The sequence below is a fragment of the Nocardia bovistercoris genome, assembly GCF_015674855.1.
Lineage (GTDB): Bacteria > Actinomycetota > Actinomycetes > Mycobacteriales > Mycobacteriaceae > Nocardia > Nocardia bovistercoris.
In genome coordinates this window covers 77,938-94,184 of sequence record NZ_JADMLG010000011.1, presented here as the reverse complement: position 1 = coordinate 94,184, position 16,247 = coordinate 77,938, and the positions used below count along the sequence as shown (strand labels likewise).

Genomic DNA, 16,247 nt, shown 5'->3' with positions numbered 1-16,247 from the left:
CTATTTCGCCAGAGCTTGTTTGAGCGCCTTCGCCGCGGCGGCGGGATCGGCCGCCGAGTAGATGGCCCCGCCCGCGACGGCGACTTCCGCGCCCGCGTCCCGGACCGCGGCGATCGTGTCGAGCTTGACTCCGCCCGCGATCGAGAACGGCACGCCCGCCGCCTTGCCGTCGTCGAGCAGCGCCTGGATCGAGTAGCCGGGCTGAGCTTGTTCGTCGAGGCCCGCGTGGATCTCGACGAAAGCCACGCCGAGTTTCGCGATCTCGCGGGCCCGTTCGACGCGGTCGCTCACGCCGATGAGGTCGGCCACGACCTTCTTGCCGTGTCGAGCGCCCGCTTCGACGGCTCCCTTGATCGTGGCGTCGCCCGCGGCGCCGAGCACGGTCACGAGGTCGGCGCCCGCGGCGAAGGCGAGATCGGCTTCGAGGAAGCCCGCGTCGGCGGTCTTCAGGTCGGCGAAGACCTCCTTGTCCGGGTGCGCGGCCTTGACCGCGCTGATCACCGCGAGTCCCGCGCTCTTGATCAGCGGGGTGCCCAGTTCGATGATGTCGACGTACGGGGCGACCTTGTTCGTCAGCGCCAGCGCGTCGGCGGTGGTGAGCAGATCTACGGCAACCTGCAACTTCGTCATGCTTTTCTCCTGTTTCCGGATCTTCGGGTTATGGGCGGGTCAGCCGATGTTGGCGTGGCGTTCCCACAGCCGTTCGGCGCTCTGGGTGTCGGCGCTCCACAGCGACTGGAACAGCGCGTCGAAAGCCAGTAGCACCGCTTGTTCGAACAGGGTGCCCGCGTACTGGCGGGTGCGGGAGCCGCTGTGGTCCTGCTTGTCCGCGGCCGCGAGCAGCAGGGTCAGCTCCGCTCGGTGCGCCAGTTCGGATTCGGGCGCGGTGGTCACCGCGATGACCGAAGCGCCGACCGCACGGGCCGTGTCGGCGGCGTCGACGACCGCGGTGGTCGCACCGGACCCGGACACGGCGATCAGCACGTCCCCGGCGCCGATCGCGGGCGCGGTGACCTCGCCCGCGACGTGGACTCGTAGTCCCAGGTGCATCAAACGCATCGCCGCCATCTGGACCGCGAGCCCGCTGCGCCCACCGCCGATCGCGAAAACCTTTCGCGCCGAAAGGATGCGGACGCCCGCTCGATCCCACTGCGTGGCATCGACCGCGTCGAGCACACGCTGGTTCTCCTCCAGCACGATTCGACATCCGGCGGTGAACGTCAGGGGCGCCTGGACCGCGGCAGTCATTGTTCTCCTCGGGAGTCGGCTCATCGGTACATCGCCAAGCCTGTCGCGAGTTCCGGGCGCGGACACCTGGCCGCTCGGCGAGTCCGCACTGACCCGACGGCCAGTGCGTGTGTTCCGTCGCGGGAACTACGATCGGGCTGTGGTGAGTACGGATACGCTCGGGCTCTCGCACGAGTGCTGGACGGAGATGCGCGAGGTCATCGCGGGTCCGCTGCCGGAGATCGCGGGCCGGTTCGCCCAGGTGCTGAATCGGCTGTGGCCGCACGAGGCGTTGATCATCTTCACGCGGGAATGCACCGGCCGTCCGCGCAAGGTCGCCGGTTCTCGCGAGATCGTCGACCGCGTCAGCATCGCAGAACTCGACCGGATACGCGCGACCATCGAGCTCGGCGCGGTGTTCGACGGGCCCGCGACGATCGCGGGCGCGACTCGCGACATCTGGGCCCTGCGCGACTCCTCCGATGTGCTGCTGGTCCTCGTCCCGCGTGCCGCCGGATTCGCGGCGCCCGACCCAGACCTGGCCGGTGGCCTGTTCGGCATCGTCGCCACGACCATCCGCCATCAGGTCTCGCAAGCGGGCCCGGACTATCTCGCCGAATCGCGCGCCGCCTCGAGCGAGCGAGCCCGCACCATCGCCGAGCTGACCGAACAACACGAGGCGACCCTCGCGTCGATCCTTGCCACCCTGCGCTCCCACGACCTCGACGACCACCGCGCCAGGATCACCGCGGGCGAAACCGCCTCCGCGGCGCTGGTCTCCCTGCGTGCCGCGAGCACCGCGGACCGCGAACTCTCCGAGGAGACGGTCACCACCGCCTTCGCGCGCCTGCGCGGGGAGTTGCGTCCGCTGCTGCGCGGCCAGCGCGCGCGGATCGAATTCGCGGAGCCACCCGCGGACGGACGCCCGTTGCCCGGTGAGATCGCGCACGCGGCAAGGGCGATGGTGCGCACCGTCGTCCTCGCGTTCCTCCCGCAGCCGGAGCTGACGCGCATCCGCATCGCCTGGGACTGCGACGGCGACAACGTCCTCATCGAGGCCCGCGATCAAGGCGCCGGCGAATTGGACCGCACCGCACTGGTTCTCCGACTGTCGGGACGGCTACGCACCCTCGGCGGCGAGATCGACGTCGAATCGGTCCCGGGCTGGGGCAACCGGGTGTCGCTGACCTTGCCGCTCGACCCGCCCGCCGCCCGCCCCGGCGACCACCTGCTGTCCACCTTGAATCCCCGTGAGATCGAAGTACTCGGACATCTCGCACTCGGCAAGCGCAACAGGGCGATCGGCGAGGAACTCGGCATCAGCCAGAGCACCATCAAATACCACGTGGCCGGAATCCTGCGAAAGCTCGCGGTCACCAACCGCAGCCAAGCGAGCGCGATAGCCATCCGAGCCGGGATCCTCACCTACCCCTCGACCGAGCACTGACCACCCGGCGGTTGGGGTGTGGCACTCCGAACCCGTACGCTTGTCCTGTATCGACGGCTCGCGGGGAGAAGAGATCCGTGCTGCATCATGTTCAGATCGCCGCGCCGGTTGGTTCGGAAGAGCGGCTGCGCGCGTTCTACGCCGACGTGCTGGGGTGGTCGGAGCTGCCCAAGCCGCCGCGACTCGCCATTCGGGGCGGTTGCTGGTTCCGGGTGCCGGGACACGGCGGTCCGGACGCGGAACTGCACGTCGGCATCGAGGCGGATTTCCGGCCGGCCAGGAAGGCGCATCCGGCGTTCGTGGTCGACATCGACGCCACGGCCGCCGTGATCGAAGCGGCCGGACACGCGGTGCGCTGGGCGGACCCGGCGGAGATCCCCGGCCGCCGCCGTTTCCATACCGATGACCCGGTCGGCAATCGCCTCGAATTCCTCGAGGGGTGACCCGCTGAAGCCGCCAGGAAGGTCTACGCGGCCGAATCGGTTCTCCAAGACGAACTCGAGTAGTTCGACAATGGAGGAGGGTTCATGATCGTTCACCAACTGCGCTTCGGATTTCGTCCCGAGACCACCGAGGAACAGAAGGCCGAAGTCCTCGCCGTGATGCGCCGTACGGCCTCGGTGGAATCGGTGTCCTTCGGCACCGTGGGTCCGCTGCTCGGCGCCGCCGAGGACGGCTTGACCCACGGCTACAGTGTCGGCATCGCCGACCTCGCCGCGATGGAGCGCTACATCTACGATCCGGCGCATCTCGAGGGCGATCCGCTGATCGTGCCGCACCTGGACCAATTGGTGATCGGACCGGATCTTTCCGATGACACCGATCCCGGCTTGTGGGCGAAGATCGGTGCGCTGAACGAGGCGAAACTCGCCGCTCATCCGGAGTGGGCGACGTTGTTGGGCACGATCCCGCGACTGCGGGTGATCGGGTAATCGGATCACCGCAGATCGAGTCGTCGCACGATCCGGAGGGTTGTCGGATTTCGTCTGTATCAGGATGTTTCGGCATACGGTGTCGAGCCCTCGGCTCGTGTCGCTGTGAGCGGCAGGGGTTGCGCATCGGTGAGACCAGCGGCCCTGGAGTTGTCCTTGACATCTACGCCCGATCGGCCCAGTTCCCTGGCGCCCGCCACCAGGCCCGAAACCACCCGTGCGGCTTCGGCGTAGCCGAGGCCGTCGGGCGGGTGGATGTTGGACACGCAGTTGCGGTCGGCGTCGGTGCGGCCGGGGCGCGGCAGGTGGGTGAGGTAGATGCCGACGCTGTCGGCCACCGACAATCCGGGACGCTCGCCGATCAGCACGAGGACCGTGCGCACGCCCATGGCGGCGCCGAGGTGGTCCCCGAGCGCGACGCGGGCCTGGGTGGCGATGATCGGCGTGGCGAGGGTGTAGGTCTTGCCCAGCTCCCGGATCAGGGCGTCGAGCAGGGCGGGGCCGTGGTCTTCGATGGCGCGTGGCGACAGTCCGTCGGCGAGTACGAAACCGATGTCGGCGTCTTCGTTTTCGATGCGGGACAGATCCTCGGGCAGGCGGCCGAGGTCGGGTCGGCGCAGGTATTCCGAGCGCGATGTCGCACGGCTTGTGACCGGTATCGGCGTGCCCGATCCCAGGTCGGCGACGCGCGCGGTGAGCGCGTTCACGTCGAGGGGTTCGTGCACGGCGTCGCGGGCGGCCGCGTGCGCGGCGCGTAAAGCCAGAATCTCGGTGGTCGGCAGTGCGTTTCCGGTGCGGCCGAGTCCGATCCTGGCTTGGGTGGCGCGCCGCAGCTCCTCCCAGAACCGCAGGGACGCGACGGAATGCACCGGTCGGCTCATCGGGAGCCCGCCAGCGCGCGCAGCGGTGAGGACAGCGGTTCCAGCTGACGCAGTCCGCCGCCCGCGTCGAGCATGCCGAGTCCGGCGAGCCAGTCCTCGAATTCCGGCGCGGGACGCAGCCCGAGCAGTCTGCGCACGTAGAGCGCGTCGTGGAAGCTGAGGCTCTGGTAGCCGAGCATCACGTCGTCGGCTCCCGGCACCGCGATGACGAAGGCGCAGCCCGCCGCGGCGAGCAGGGTCAGCAGGGTGTCGGTGTCGTCGGCGTCCGCTTCGGCGTGGTTGGTGTAACAGACGTCGACACCCATCGGGAGGCCGAGCAGCTTCCCGCAGAAGTGGTCTTCGAGACCGGCTCTGATGATCTGTTTGCCGTCGTAGAGGTATTCGGGTCCGATGAATCCGACGACGGTGTTGACCAGCAGCGGGCGCAGGTCTCGCGCGACGGCGTAGGCGCGCGCTTCGAGAGTCTGCTGGTCGACCGGTCTTCCGTCGACGCCGAGGTGCGCGTTCGCGCTGAGCGCCGAACCCTGTCCGGTCTCCAGGTACATGACGTTGTCGCCGACTGTCCCGCGCCGCAGTGACCGGCCCGCTTCGTTGCCTTCCCGCAGCAGGGCGATGTCCACGCCGAATCCGGCGTTGGCGCTCTCGGTGCCCGCCACCGACTGGAACACCAGGTCCACCGGCGCGCCCGCCTCGATGAGCCCGATGGTGGTGCTGATGTGGGACAACACACACGACTGGGTCGGGATGGCGAACCGCTCGCGCGCCTCGTCGAGCAGGGCGAGCAGGTCGGCGGTGGCGCGTGGCGAGTCGGTGGCGGGATTGACGCCGATGACCGCGTCACCGCAGCCGAGCAGCAGTCCGTCCAGGGTCGCCGCGGCGATGCCGCGCGGATCGTCGGTGGGGTGGTTGGGCTGTAGTCGGGTGCTCAGTCGGCCGGGCAGGCCGATGGTGGTGCGGAAGCCGGCGGTCACCCGTGCGGCCGCGGCGACGGCGATCAGGTCCTGATTGCGCATGATCTTGCTGACCGCCGCGACCATTTCGGGGGTCAGTCCGGGGGCGACCGCGCCGAGCGCCGTCGCCGGGTCCTCGCGGGCGGCGACGGCGAGCAGCCAGTCGCGCAGGTCGCCGACGGTGAGATGAGCGATGGGGGCGAAGGCTTGCCGGTCGTGGCTGTCGATGATGAGCCGGGTGACCTCGTCGGTCTCGTAGGGCACGACCACGTCGGTGAGGAAGGTGGTCAGCGGGACCTCGGCCAGGGCCCATTGGGCGGCCGCGCGTTCGGCGTCGGTGTCCGCGGCGCAGCCCGCGAGCTGGTCGCCGCTGCGCAGCGGGGTTGCCTTGGCGAGCAGGTCGGTCAGGTCGGCGAAGACGTGGGTGCGGACGCCGTTGGTGCTGCGGTAGGCGGTCATTCGAGGTCCTCTTCCGCTTTCACCAGTGCCGCGAACTCCTCGTCGGGGGAGCTCGCGACCAGGTGGCGGCGGCTGTAGAGGCCGAAGTAGGCGAGGAAGGCGCAGAACACACCGAGGGTCCACAGTGCCGCCTTCGGGTCGACCAGGAAGGTGGCCGCCACCGAGGCCGCCGCGATCACCAGCGCGAACGCGGTGGTGACGATGCCGCCGGGAGTGCGGTACGGGCGCGGCATATTCGGTTCGCGCACTCGTAACACGATGTGGCTCACCATCATCAGCACGTAGCTGAGCGCGGCGCCGAATACCGCCATGTTCAGCAGCATCGCGCCTTCGCCGGTGAGCGAGAGACCGAAACCGATCGCGCCGGGCACGATCAACGCGAGCACGGGCGCCTTGCGGGAGTTGGTGACCGAAAGGCTGGTCGGCAGATAGCCCGCCCGCGAGAGCGCGAAGGTCTGGCGGGAGTAGGCGTAGACGATGGAGAAGAAGCTGGCCACCAGACCGGCCAGGCCGATGTAGTTGACCGCCTTGGCCGCCGCGCCGTCGCCGAGCGCCTCCACCAGCGGGTTCCCCGAGGCCGACGTCGCCTCGGAACCGAGCGCGCCCGGGACGAGCACCAGCACGACCGCGCCCGTGACCACCAGGGTCAGCATGGCGACGATGATGCCGCGCGGGACGTTGCGCGCCGGATCGCGGGACTCCTCGGCGGCCAGCGGCACCCCCTCCACGGCGAGGAAGAACCAGATCGCGAACGGGATGGCCGCCCAGATCCCGAGGTAGCCGAACGGGAGGAAGGTCGAAGCGCCCGCCGCGTCGGCGTCGGGGGCGATATTCGTGAGGTTCGCGGCGTCGAAGCGCCCGAGCGCCGCCACCGCGAACACCACGAGTCCGACGAGCGCGATCGCGGTGATCACGAACATCGCCTTGAGCGCCTCGCCGACACCGGCCAGGTGGATGCCGATGAACAGCGCGTAGACGGCCAGGTAGACCCACCATCCGTCGGTCACGCCGAACAGGTTCAGCGATTCGACGTAGGCGCCGATGAAGGTGGCGATGGCGGCCGGTGCGATGGCGTACTCGATGAGAATCGCGGTGCCCGTGGCGAACCCGCCCCACGGGCCGAGCGCGCGACGCGCGAAGGTGTAGCCGCCGCCCGCGGCGGGTAGCGCCGAGGATAGTTCCGCCATGCCGAGCACCATGGCCAGGTACATGGCCGCGATGACCACGGTGGCGATGAGCAGTCCGCCGAATCCGCCCTCCGCGAGGCCGAAGTTCCAGCCCGAGTAGTCACCGGAGATGACGTAGCTGATGCCGAGCCCGGCCAGCAGCACCCACCCGGCCGAGCCCGATCGCAGGGTGCGTTTGGCCAGGTAGCCGTCCGCGGGCGCGTCTGTGGTGTTGGTACTCATCGAGACTCCTCATCGGCCGGGACCACGGTTCGTTCCCCTTGGAACGGACTCTCGCCTATCACTGTTACGGCAATGAATCGCTGAGGTCAGCGGCAGATATAGGTGGATTACGGCGCGGTGAGGACGAGCAGCCGATTTCGATCGCGCTCGATCCGGGGCTCCCGCACGGTCGTCGGCGCTCGGATCCGAGTCGGGTGTGGACGTCGGCGCGAGGGCCTACGATTCGACCTATGACCGGTCCCGGAACGGTGTTGGCCCGCGCATTCCACAACGATCCCATGTTCACCTTCGTCCAGCCCGACGCGGCGCGCCGCGCGGCGGTGCTGCCGTGGTTCTTCGGCGCGGCGGCCCGGCTCGGAACCAAATACGGCAAGCTCGACGAACGGCCGGGCCGGGCGGCCGCGATCTGGCTGCCGCCCGGTCACAACGGCCTCGGCCTGCGCGAACTGGTCGGCTCCGGTTTCGCCGCGGCCCCGCTGCGCCTCGGGCTCGGCGCCTTTCGCCGCTTCGGCGCGATAACCACCGCGTTCGAGCGCGCCCAGCGCGACGTGGTGCGTCAGCCGTTCCTGCACCTGTTCATCCTCGGCGTCGATCCGGCCGAACAGGGCCGCGGCCACGGCGGCGCACTGATCGATCCGGAACTGGCGCGCGCGAGCGACGAGGGCCATCCGTGCTACCTGGAGACGGCCAACGAAGCGAACCTGCCCTTCTACGAGCGACACGGTTTCACGGTCACCTCGGCGCACGCGCCGGAGGGATTGCCGCGCTTCTGGACGATGGTGCGGCAGCCCGGCTGAGCGTACGAGTTCTACGCGAAGCCGGGCTGTCCGCTTCCCGTCCGGGCCCGCGGGTGGGGTTCAGGGGGTGCTGCCGACGATGCAATCTCCCAAGATGGAAAAGGACTCCGGGCTCTTCGGATCGGACACCGACGGCCGAAGCGGCCACAGCACCGTGTTCGGGCGGTCCGCCGGGAACCTGGTCGGCTTCGTTTCGATCGTCGTTTTTTGCTCGAGCTCGCGCAGGGACATGCCGATTTCCGGGTAGAACACTCGACATTCGCGGGGATCGGCGGCACAGACGGCTGCCACGGCCTCGGCGGAGGGATCGAGTATCCGCGTCCACCATCGGCTGTCCCGAGGGGGGGCGACGAGGCGGGCGGATGTTCCCGTCCCCGCCACCGGCACCACCGCCCTGAGTTGTCGGTCGAGATTGACGGCCGCTTCGACGACGTTCTGGGAAGTGCCCAAACTGCCTGCGGTCGCGAGCAATTGACGGCGGTATAGTTCCGGCGCCAGGCGGGTTGCTTTCTGGCCTGGCGGGAAATGCCACAGGCCGCCACCGGTTCGGACCAGTGCGAGCATCGTCTCGACCGCGCCGCCGAACCGAGCGGCGTGCTCGCCGAGCAGCCGATCGACTTCATCGCTGTCGGACCCGTCGAGTTCGATGGACAGTCCGTGATGCCCGGCTTCGGCCTCGAGTCGCGCGCGGTCCGCTTCGCCGAGTCGGAACGCGAGAGTGGGCAGCAGCGTGCCGATCTCGTCGTCGGTGCGCGTCGGCGCCGCCAGTTCGGGTGTGCCTCGGGTGTGGTTCCGCCACAACTCGACGCGCGGACTCACCGGGATGTCCTCGGGCGGTGGGTCGAGCGTATCGGTCTCCGGCTCGTGCTCCGGGCGATCCGGTGCCGGGTCGGTGTCGGGAGTCGGCCGACTCAGCAGTGTGCCCACCGTGATCAACAGTTCCCCGATGTGCTCGGTGAAGGTGCGCGGGGTGCACAGTGTGTGCGCGATGCCGCCGAGGAAAGCGGTGAACTCGTCATGGGGTTGCTGATCCGAATCCTGTTGTGCCCGATAGCCTTCCAGTGCCGTGATACGTTCCTCGAGCTGTTCGAGCCGGTCCGGGATGTTGGTGTCGCTCATCAGTGTTCTCCGCTGAAAGGATCGAGTTCGGGACGCGGTTCGGCGGGCTCGGGTTCGGTGTCGACCAGGTGCACGGTGCCCGATTCGTGCCACATCGCATCGATCGAGTCGACGAATCGGAAGACCGGGTAGCCCGCGTGGATCCGCAGCTCTCCGTATTCGTCCAGGGTCGCCCAGTCGGGGCCGTCCACCTCGATATCCGGGTCGAAGGTCGGGGCGTGGAGTTCGATGCCGGTGTCAACGCCGTCGACGGCGAAGGTGTACTTGCCCGAACCCGCCAGCGGGAGTGGCTGTGCCGAAATGCCGATACGACCCGCGTCCTGCCCGAGCGACGCGCCGGGGTGGCGCGAGTCGCCGGTGAAGGCGCCGTCGGTGGTGGTGGCCGCGGTCAGCACGGACTCCGCGGTCGCGGCGCCGAACAGTTCGGTCCTGGTGCGCTCGGGATCCTCGGTGCTCCACACCTCGATCCTCGGCACGCCGCGCAGCCGGTCGCCCTCGAAGCAGTGCCGCGCGGCCTCCACCTCGGCGAGCCGCATCGCCTCGACCGAGGCCAGGTGATTTCCGAGGTCAGGATGCAACAGCGGCCGCACACCGTCCTCGGTCCCGTGGCAGATGAGCAGCCGCAGCATCAGATTCTGATCGATCTGGGCCTGGTACCACAGCGTTCTGCTCGCTATCCGGCCGCCGCTGTCGGGGAACAGGTAGTGCCCCCACACCATGGATCTGGCGCCTTCGAGCGGTCCGAGCAGCCGGTGCAGCGAGATCGACGCGGCCAGCGGCTGCCAGGCGGACCGGGTGAACGCGATCGTCGACGCGTACCCGGTCGGGTCGGTCATGGCGTAGCGGGTGCCCACCGACAGGATGGGGATCGGGGTGCCGAAGGCGCCCGCGGGACCCAGGCTCATGGGCAGGGTCCAGCGCAGCTCGCCCGCCTGCACCGTGAGCTCGTCGCCGCCGTGCGCGCGGCGGTTGGCGAAGCCGAATCTGTTGACCCCCGCCACCCACGCCGCGCCGATGGCGGCGGCCTGCTTGGGGTGGGTGGTCTCGACGATCACGCCGTTGGGATTCCAGCGGACCGTTCCCGGTCCGTCGGCCCGCTCGAACTCGCGCGCCAGCACCTCGGTGATGTCGTCGTCCGCGCCGGGCAGGGTTGTGGTCCGCCCCGACAGCGCCACGATGTCGAGTCGCGCGGAGGTGTCGCCCCCGAGGCAACGCCGCACCAGGTCGGCGCCGAGGCGCGCGGCGCCGGTGATCAGCGGTGCGCACAGCTGCCGGAAATCGGCCTGGCTCAACTCGATCGAGATGTCGCCCGCGCGCAGGGCGTCGATCCACGCGACGCCCGATGGCAGGTCGGCGGCGTGGGTGGCGCCGAACCTGAATTTGATGCCCTTCGAATCGACCCCGTTGCGCTTCGCGTTCTCCACCGCGCCCCACAGCCGAAGGAACGCGGCGTCCTGCCATCCCTGCGGTCCGTCCACCTCGGCGGTGCGGTGCGTCGGCGTCAGCCGCCGCAGCGCCGCGCGGACCTCGGCGGGCACGGGCCGGTAGTCGTAGGACCGGAGAACGGCGGGGGCCAGCGGGATGTGGTCGGGATCGTCGGCGTGCAGGCGGTCGGCGATCGCGGCCTTGAGCCAGTAGAACATGCGCAACGTGAGCAGATCGCCGCCGAGCTGCGGATGGCCGGTGGAGCCGAGCAGTCGTGGCACGAGAGTATAGCTGCGGCCCTTCAGGTCCGGTGGGTCGTTCGGGCCCGCGGGATCGCCCGCGGTGAGGTCGACGAGGTCGAGGGCGAGCAGCGCGATGTCGGTGGTGCCGCCGCCGACATCGATGACGAGCATGTGCGTGCGCCAGCCGCCGCGGCGGCCGGGCAGCCCGACCGCGCGCGAGCGGAAGGTGTCGAGGCCCTGTTCCAGGAAACCGGAGAGCGAGCGCAGCACGAAGTACATGGCCGCGGCCACACCCTCGTCCCAATCCATCGTGATGGCAATCGGTTTCGCCGTCGGGTCGATGTCAGGGGCTACCGCGAGGGCGTCGTGCGCCAGGCGCCGGTACCGTTTGCGCGCCAAGGGGTCCAGCGTGGTGGGAAAGGTGATCACGAACTGGGTCAGCCGGGGTCGGATGGGCAGCTCGAACTCGTTCGCGGAGGAGAGCGCGTTGAACTCGACGCGTTTGACCAGATCCCGGATCGAGAGCCCGACCAGCAGGTCGGTGTCGGCGCGCCAGCCGAAGGGTAGCGAGCGGTCGGCGAGCCTGCCGCGGCGTCGCGGTTCGGCGAGCGCCCGTTTCGAACCGGGGAACGCTTCGTCGGTCTCCTCGTACTTCGATTCGTCGCCGATATCGCGCAGGTGCGCCGAACGCACCTCCTTCGGGGCCACCATGAGCACGCTGCTGACGTCGAGCAGATCGTCGGTGTCGGGGATGTCGTCGCGTCGACCGAGCGCGGGCAGGTGCAGGCGCTGCACCGAGAGCGCGGGCAGCGCGAACACCCTCGTGTAGAGGTCGTCGAGCGTAGGCGCCAGACGCGGACCATTCACCTCGTCGTAGGCGAGCACCTGTTCCAGCGCGATCGCGGTCGTCGCGGCGAGGCGGTGCCGGAGTCCGCCCGGGTCGCCGCCGAGCCGATCGAGCAGTTCGCCCACCGACGCGGGGATGCGCAGTTTCGGCGACCGGTGATCCAGGCGGGCCGCGCTGTCCAACCCTTCGCACACCTTCTCCGCGATCCCGCTCTCCGCGCCGAGCAGGGCGGCGAGTTCGGCGCCCCACAGGTCGAGGGCCTGCGGTTCGAAGATGTCGCGCACCTGGCGATTGGCGAAGATCGCGGCGGCCGACGACCACGAGCCGTAGTCGACGGCCACGGTCAGGTCGGTGTTGTCGGCGCGGTCGCGCGGCTCGTAGCGCAGTGATTCGCGGGGGCCGTTCGCGGGATCGGGCGTGCTCATCGTTGGTCTCCGTTCATGCGCTGCTGCTCGGCGGCCGAGGGCAGGATTACCTTGTCGATCGATTCCGCGCGGCCGCGCACCTCGGCGCAGACCCGGTCCAGCGTCTGCTGGGCATATCGGCAGGCGTCGCGGTGCAGCGCCGCCACGAAGTCGTGCCTGATCCGCAGCGCGGTGAACGGGTGGGCGAGTTCGGCCAGGCCGCCCGCCTCGGCGGCGGGCAGATCGGGATGCCACGGCAGGGCGCGGTTCGGATGCGCCGGGTCATGGTTCTCGTCGCGGGTGGGGCGCTGTGCCGGAGTGAGCTCGACCAGCGACGGTCCGGTGAACACCCGGTCGACCACGGCCAGCCGCTTGCGCACCAGGTCGAGCGAGCTGATCGAGCCCCACCGTCGCTCGAGCAGCCGACGGTCCTCGGAGGGCGCGTCGGCGCTGCCGTACCGATCGGCCGCGACGCGCACCGCTTCGGCGGTCCTGACCTCGTCGAGCCATGCCGTCAGCGCCGCGCCGAGCAGGGTGTCCACTTCGCCCGCCAGGGCGGCGGCGCTGTCGCGATAGTGGACGAGCAGCGGTCGGGTGGTGAGCGCGACCGAGTCGTGCGAATCGCCGCGCTCGTCGGCGATCTCGTTCTCGATGCCGAGCCAGTCGTCGAACGCGCCGGATTTCGGGGGCGGTGTATGCGCGGTCGGGTCGGCGGCCACCCGAATGGTTTCCTGCCACAGCGGCCAGCCGTGCACCAGCTGCGCGGCTCGTGCGCGCAGCGCGTCGTCCAGCGGTACCGACGCACCGTCGGCATCTGCGGTGGTGAGCCCGGACAGCAGCCGGATGTCGTCCACTCCGTCCCGGATGTGGTGCATGACCCGCGACAACGCCGAGACCAGGGTATGGATCCGCTCGCGCTCGTCCGCGGCCGCGGGTCGCGCGGGCGGTCCGAGCAGTCGCATCAGCTCGTCGAGCTCGGCCTCGGCGGCGCGGGCTTCGGCGAGCACGATCGGATGCCCGTGGCGCAGCAGGTGTTCGGTGATCAGGTTACGGGCGGTGCGCACCCCGTAGTCGGCGATGTAGCCGCGCAGGGCGGGAACGGGGTGATCGCCTTCGCTCGCCGCGGGCAGATGCGCGAGAGCGTGCGCCCACCGCTGCCGCGAATCGTCGTTCTGGTCCTTGGCTTTCGCGCCGGGCACGGTCTGTCCGCGCTCCCCGGCGGCGCCGAGCGCCGAAAGCAGCACCAGTCGTTCGTAATGCTGCCCCGCCAGCGCGTCGACCTGGGCGAGCACCCGGGCGACGCCCTCGTGCGCGCCGAGCTGCGCCGCCGAATTCATCGGCTGCACAGGCGGATTCACCCGATCGAAACGGTTCGCCAGCACCAGCGCCGACGCCGCGACGGCCCGGCGATCGCGCCGCCCCTTCTCCAGCGCGTGATGGATGCGCACCACCCGATCCGATTGCGGATTCTCGGCGTCGACCATGAACGCCACCACCGTCGCCTGCGCGATCGCCAGATCGATGAGGAAGTCGTCGTGCTTGCTCGACGCACCCGCCCCGGGGAGGTCGAGCAGATCGGTGCCGGTGTCGGCGATCGACCACACCCGCGGATCGACCACGACGTCCACGACCACCTCGTGGATCAGCGGGAACACCGCCCGCAGCCCGGCCTCGGACGACAGCTGTGCGCCGCCGATCTCCTCGTGCGGGGCCGCGGCGCCGAGCGGGTCGTCCGAGATGTCGCGGCTGTCCTCGATCAACAGCGCCGCGGGCAGCAGGTTCAACCCTATGGGTATCTCGGCGCCGGGCAGGCGGCGCGGCAGCTGCCGACCCGCGACCCGCAGCGCGTTCCTTATACCGAGCAGTTCCACGGTGGCGTTGCGGATCGCCGGACTGGTCGCGGGCGCGCGCCATGCCTGTGCGAGCGCGGATTCCAGCGCCGACCAGTCCGTCTCCGCCGGATCGTCGACATCGACGATCGGCGTGCCGCGCAGCGCTCGCAGCGCCGCGTAGGCGGGCAGTGTCCCGACCTCGTCGGTGACCCCCGCGATGACGTATTCCACCATCTCGGCGACGATTTCCACCGGCATCAGCGTGATCGCGGCGTAGGTGATCGCGGGGGTGGCTCCTGGCCGCAGCCGCATCCGGGTGATGTTGCCGGTGGCCGCTTCGGCCCGCACCGGCAGCAATTCGGACAGGCCGAGCAACTCCGAGACGACGAGCGTCTTGCCGATGTTGAAACCGCCCGCGATGGCGACGGAGGTGTTGTGGTGGGTGATCTGATGCAGCGCGCGCCGCACGGCGTTCGCGCGCTGAAAGGTCTTCGCCAGGTGCGGTGGCGGTTTCATCGCGGCCAGCTCGGCGCCGATCCGCACCGCCTTGGCGCGCAGCTCGGCGATGGTGGCGGGGTAGTCCTCATCAGGTCGGCTGTTGCCCATCGCGGGGTCTCCTCGGGTTCAGGTGATCGGTGCGGTTGTGGAAGTAGAAGGACTGGGTGTCGTAGCGCAGCCGTGCCGCGAGGCCTTCGTCGTGGTCCCGCAGCGCGGCCGACCGATCGAGGTGCCGCAGGCGGGACCGGAGCAGGCGGCGGTCGTCGTAGCGCACCGCGAGCGCCTGATCGCGGATCCGGGCGCCGATCACGGTGTGCGGGGTGAGCAGCTTCAGGCTCAGCGGCAGCAGGTCGACGCTCAGCAGCAGCACCCGCAGCACCCAGGGCACCGCGAGCACGAACCAGCTGTCCTGTCGGGAGAGGTAGGTCTCGAGCGCCTTCTCCTGCTCGACCCAGCCGGGGCGCGCGTGGGTGCGCTCCCACGCCGCGCGGCCCGCGTCGTCGTCGGCGACCGCCTTCATCGCGTCGCTGTCGATCGCGCCGCCGCTCAGATCCTTGATCTGCTGTTCGAGTCCGGCCGCCTGCCCGCGCAGGATCGGGGTGGCCCGGTCGAGCTCTTGCTGGGCCGCCGTGAGTTGTGCCTCGGCGTGGGTGTATTTCGCCTGCGCGTCCCCTTCCTCTCGGCCTCGGCCCGGAACGCCGGTGCCGCCGGTGCCGTTGAGCTCTTCGTTGTAGATCGCGTAGGCGCGGTCGCGTTCGGTCTTGGCGGTGTCGCGTGCCGTGGTCTTCGCGGCGAGGGTGTCGTTGACGCCCGCGAGCTGTCGCTGCAACCCCGGCACCCGCTTCGGCCCCAGCTCCAGCAGCTCGCTGCGGTAGTCCTGCTCGGCGGTCGCCCGCCACACGCTCATGACCTCGGGATGCAGGACGGCCAGCACCAGTGCCTCGCCGACCAGGAAGGCGACCGCCACCGCCAACAGGACGCGCGCCGCGTACACCACGATCCTGCTAGCTCCCGCGCCGCTCGGACGCGGCATTCGCCCACGGCGGGTACGCTTCTCGTCGGCCTCGGACTCGTGCGGCGGCCACGGGGTCCGCAGTTCGGCGGTGGATTGTTCGGACCTCCGGTCGGCCTCGGCGTCGGTGTCGCGCAGGTTCCCGTAGTGCGGTTCCACCAGAATGGACCGATCGACCCAGAAGACCACCGTGGCCCATCCCGCACCGGCCGCGAGAAACCAGAACCGGAACCCGCCGACGACGGTCCACAGCAGGACGGTCACCCCGAAGGCGGCCAGTGCGGAGACGAGCAGGACCAGAACGCCCGCGCAGACGGCTCGGTACCGTTCCACCGCGGTCGCGAGCAGCGCCGGGTCGTATCCGGACACCCAGATCATGGCCCGTTCGACGCGGCTCGGTGCGCGGGCGCCGTCCGACCCGTCGCGCCGTGCGTTCTCGGGTCGCGTTGTCCCCGGCCGAGTCCGGCCGATCCGGTCGATCGGTGCGCCGCCCGCCTCCGCGTCCGCACGGCGTGCCGCCCGCGCGGTACCGTGTCCGCCCGCACCGTCGTGAGTCGAGCCCCCGCTCGACCCGGCGCGGCGGCCCGGGGTGGTGGGCGCCCCTGTGTCCTCCGCTCGGTCCTCGGTGTCCGACGCGGCTGCGGAATCGAGGCTCGCGGAGTCCTTCTCGACCCGGATACGGTTGTCCTGGCGCCCATTTCGGCGGGCGTTCGCGCTGTCCATGTTGCCTCCCGTGACCGGTTCGACCGATCCGTCACCGAAGGTA

Annotated in this window: 13 protein-coding genes; 4 read left to right on the top strand and 9 right to left on the bottom strand. The window is 70.0% G+C overall.

Translation table 11 applies throughout. From position 1 onward, the window contains the following. Both hxlA and hxlB read right to left on the bottom strand, forming a co-directional pair. Window positions 1–630, bottom strand: a complete 630-nt coding sequence (gene hxlA / locus IT779_RS24730; protein WP_196151799.1) for a 3-hexulose-6-phosphate synthase — start codon at window positions 628–630, stop codon at window positions 1–3. A 39-nt stretch (window positions 631–669) separates the two neighbouring features. Then, window positions 670–1,248: a 6-phospho-3-hexuloisomerase gene (hxlB, locus tag IT779_RS24725; RefSeq protein ID WP_196151798.1), complete on the bottom strand. Its 579-nt coding sequence runs from the start codon at window positions 1,246–1,248 to the stop codon at window positions 670–672. Window positions 1,249–1,435: 187 nt separating this feature from the next. On the opposite strand from hxlB, the gene IT779_RS24720 reads away from it, so the two are divergent. From IT779_RS24720 to IT779_RS24710, 3 genes are all read left to right on the top strand, one after another. Beyond that, window positions 1,436–2,674, top strand: coding sequence for a helix-turn-helix transcriptional regulator (locus IT779_RS24720; RefSeq protein WP_196151972.1), 1,239 nt, complete (start codon window positions 1,436–1,438; stop codon window positions 2,672–2,674). A gap of 77 nt (window positions 2,675–2,751) precedes the next feature. After that, window positions 2,752–3,117: a VOC family protein gene (locus tag IT779_RS24715; RefSeq protein ID WP_196151797.1), complete on the top strand. Its 366-nt coding sequence runs from the start codon at window positions 2,752–2,754 to the stop codon at window positions 3,115–3,117. An 84-nt stretch (window positions 3,118–3,201) separates the two neighbouring features. Beyond that, window positions 3,202–3,606 (top strand): Dabb family protein, encoded by a 405-nt coding sequence (locus tag IT779_RS24710; RefSeq protein WP_196151796.1) that lies wholly within the window; start codon window positions 3,202–3,204, stop codon window positions 3,604–3,606. A gap of 59 nt (window positions 3,607–3,665) precedes the next feature. On the opposite strand, the gene eutC is transcribed toward IT779_RS24710, so the two are convergent. The 3 genes from eutC to eat are packed head-to-tail and all read right to left on the bottom strand — an operon-like array spanning window position 3,666 to window position 7,305. Beyond that, window positions 3,666–4,487 (bottom strand): ethanolamine ammonia-lyase subunit EutC, encoded by an 822-nt coding sequence (gene eutC, locus IT779_RS24705; RefSeq protein ID WP_196151795.1) that lies wholly within the window; start codon window positions 4,485–4,487, stop codon window positions 3,666–3,668. Then, window positions 4,484–5,896 carry an ethanolamine ammonia-lyase subunit EutB gene (locus IT779_RS24700; RefSeq protein WP_196151794.1) on the bottom strand — a complete coding sequence of 471 codons (1,413 nt, stop codon included), beginning with the start codon at window positions 5,894–5,896 and terminating at the stop codon, window positions 4,484–4,486. The genes eutC and IT779_RS24700 overlap by 4 nt, the downstream gene beginning before the upstream one ends. Beyond that, entirely contained in the window at window positions 5,893–7,305 is a 1,413-nt protein-coding gene (eat, locus tag IT779_RS24695; RefSeq protein ID WP_196151793.1) for an ethanolamine permease, read from the bottom strand. Before eat ends, IT779_RS24700 begins: the two co-directional genes overlap by 4 nt. A 230-nt stretch (window positions 7,306–7,535) precedes the next feature. Here eat and IT779_RS24690 point away from each other — a divergent pair, with 230 nt between their 5' ends. Next, on the top strand, window positions 7,536–8,102 hold the full coding sequence (locus IT779_RS24690; RefSeq protein WP_196151792.1) for a GNAT family N-acetyltransferase: 567 nt from the start codon (window positions 7,536–7,538) through the stop codon (window positions 8,100–8,102). 60 nt (window positions 8,103–8,162) lie between these two features. Here IT779_RS24690 and IT779_RS24685 read toward each other — a convergent pair whose 3' ends face one another. Genes IT779_RS24685 through IT779_RS24670 form a run of 4 tightly spaced genes read right to left on the bottom strand, consistent with a single transcriptional unit; the run spans window position 8,163 to window position 16,204 of the window. Beyond that, window positions 8,163–9,221 carry a hypothetical protein gene (locus tag IT779_RS24685; RefSeq protein WP_196151791.1) on the bottom strand — a complete coding sequence of 353 codons (1,059 nt, stop codon included), beginning with the start codon at window positions 9,219–9,221 and terminating at the stop codon, window positions 8,163–8,165. Continuing rightward, the gene (locus tag IT779_RS24680; RefSeq protein ID WP_196151790.1) at window positions 9,221–12,160 is read right to left on the bottom strand and encodes an acetate and sugar kinases/Hsc70/actin family protein; all 2,940 of its coding nucleotides are present in this window, start codon (window positions 12,158–12,160) and stop codon (window positions 9,221–9,223) included. Before IT779_RS24680 ends, IT779_RS24685 begins: the two co-directional genes overlap by 1 nt. Then, on the bottom strand, window positions 12,157–14,577 hold the full coding sequence (locus tag IT779_RS24675) for a hypothetical protein (RefSeq protein ID WP_196151789.1): 2,421 nt from the start codon (window positions 14,575–14,577) through the stop codon (window positions 12,157–12,159). Before IT779_RS24675 ends, IT779_RS24680 begins: the two co-directional genes overlap by 4 nt. Continuing rightward, on the bottom strand, window positions 14,558–16,204 hold the full coding sequence (locus IT779_RS24670; protein ID WP_196151788.1) for a DUF4407 domain-containing protein: 1,647 nt from the start codon (window positions 16,202–16,204) through the stop codon (window positions 14,558–14,560). Before IT779_RS24670 ends, IT779_RS24675 begins: the two co-directional genes overlap by 20 nt. Window positions 16,205–16,247 lie beyond the last annotated feature (43 nt).

Excerpts from the sequence above, each read along its gene's own strand:
- IT779_RS24675 (WP_196151789.1), bottom strand. The coding sequence starts at position 14,577 with ATGGGCAACAGCCGACCTGATGAGGACTACCCCGCCACCATCGCCGAG.
- hxlA (WP_196151799.1), bottom strand. The coding sequence starts at position 630 with ATGACGAAGTTGCAGGTTGCCGTAGATCTGCTCACCACCGCCGACGCG.
- IT779_RS24680 (WP_196151790.1), bottom strand. The coding sequence starts at position 12,160 with ATGAGCACGCCCGATCCCGCGAACGGCCCCCGCGAATCACTGCGCTAC.
- IT779_RS24720 (WP_196151972.1), top strand. The coding sequence starts at position 1,436 with ATGCGCGAGGTCATCGCGGGTCCGCTGCCGGAGATCGCGGGCCGGTTC.
- eat (WP_196151793.1), bottom strand. The coding sequence starts at position 7,305 with ATGAGTACCAACACCACAGACGCGCCCGCGGACGGCTACCTGGCCAAA.
- eutC (WP_196151795.1), bottom strand. The coding sequence starts at position 4,487 with ATGAGCCGACCGGTGCATTCCGTCGCGTCCCTGCGGTTCTGGGAGGAG.
- IT779_RS24670 (WP_196151788.1), bottom strand. The coding sequence starts at position 16,204 with ATGGACAGCGCGAACGCCCGCCGAAATGGGCGCCAGGACAACCGTATC.
- IT779_RS24710 (WP_196151796.1), top strand. The coding sequence starts at position 3,202 with ATGATCGTTCACCAACTGCGCTTCGGATTTCGTCCCGAGACCACCGAG.
- IT779_RS24690 (WP_196151792.1), top strand. The coding sequence starts at position 7,536 with ATGACCGGTCCCGGAACGGTGTTGGCCCGCGCATTCCACAACGATCCC.
- IT779_RS24700 (WP_196151794.1), bottom strand. The coding sequence starts at position 5,896 with ATGACCGCCTACCGCAGCACCAACGGCGTCCGCACCCACGTCTTCGCC.
- hxlB (WP_196151798.1), bottom strand. The coding sequence starts at position 1,248 with ATGACTGCCGCGGTCCAGGCGCCCCTGACGTTCACCGCCGGATGTCGA.
- IT779_RS24685 (WP_196151791.1), bottom strand. The coding sequence starts at position 9,221 with ATGAGCGACACCAACATCCCGGACCGGCTCGAACAGCTCGAGGAACGT.